This window comes from Pantoea sp. Pa-EAmG (assembly GCF_030024295.1).
Classification (GTDB): domain Bacteria; phylum Pseudomonadota; class Gammaproteobacteria; order Enterobacterales; family Enterobacteriaceae; genus Pantoea; species Pantoea dispersa.
The window spans coordinates 1-667 of record NZ_JASEWO010000407.1 but is presented as its reverse complement, the minus strand read 5'-3'; the positions used below and the strand labels follow the sequence as shown (position 1 = coordinate 667).

The window sequence follows — 667 nt, the reverse complement described above, 5'->3', positions numbered from 1 at the left end:
TCGGTAAGATGTTGATTGAATAGGGCAATGTTTTCATTGCCCTTTATTTTGTCTTTAAAATGATAATTTAGGTTTATTAATTGGCTGAGTTCTTTGTTTTAATGAGTTTGTGATCGATTTTGATTCAAAATGACGTCAATTTTGACCATTTGGTCAAAAATTTATGCGGTGTAGCACGATTTTCCGATTATTGCCGCTCAGCAACCGTTTATTTTTCCCACTTTCCTCACTCTTTTATCGCCTTTCTCAGTTTTTAACATTCAAGTGCTCTAAAAATACAAAAAAATAACCACTCAGGGTAGACAAGCCACAGGTCGATCATTAGAATGCGCGCAATTTGCCAAAATTCGAGCAGTCAGGCGGATTTTGCATTGATTCGGGCATGTATTTTGAATTAATATGCAAATATTATGACTGTTTATTCCCTGGAGGATGTTTTGATTAAGTCAGCGCTCTTGGTTCTGGAAGACGGAACCCAATTCCACGGTCGGGCCATCGGGGCAACGGGGTCGGCAGTGGGGGAAGTCGTTTTCAACACGTCAATGACTGGTTATCAAGAAATCCTCACTGATCCTTCCTATTCCCGCCAAATCGTTACCCTCACTTATCCCCATATCGGCAATGTTGGCGTTAACGCCGCCGATGAAGAATCCAGCCAAATCCATGC

Annotated in this window: 1 protein-coding gene; it reads left to right on the top strand. The window is 41.2% G+C overall.

What is annotated here, in order from left to right; translation table 11 throughout:
• Positions 1–437: 437 nt before the first annotated feature.
• A partial coding sequence (locus QMM04_RS22945) for a carbamoyl-phosphate synthase domain-containing protein (RefSeq protein ID WP_282997196.1) occupies positions 438–667 on the top strand: 230 nt, incomplete at its 3' end.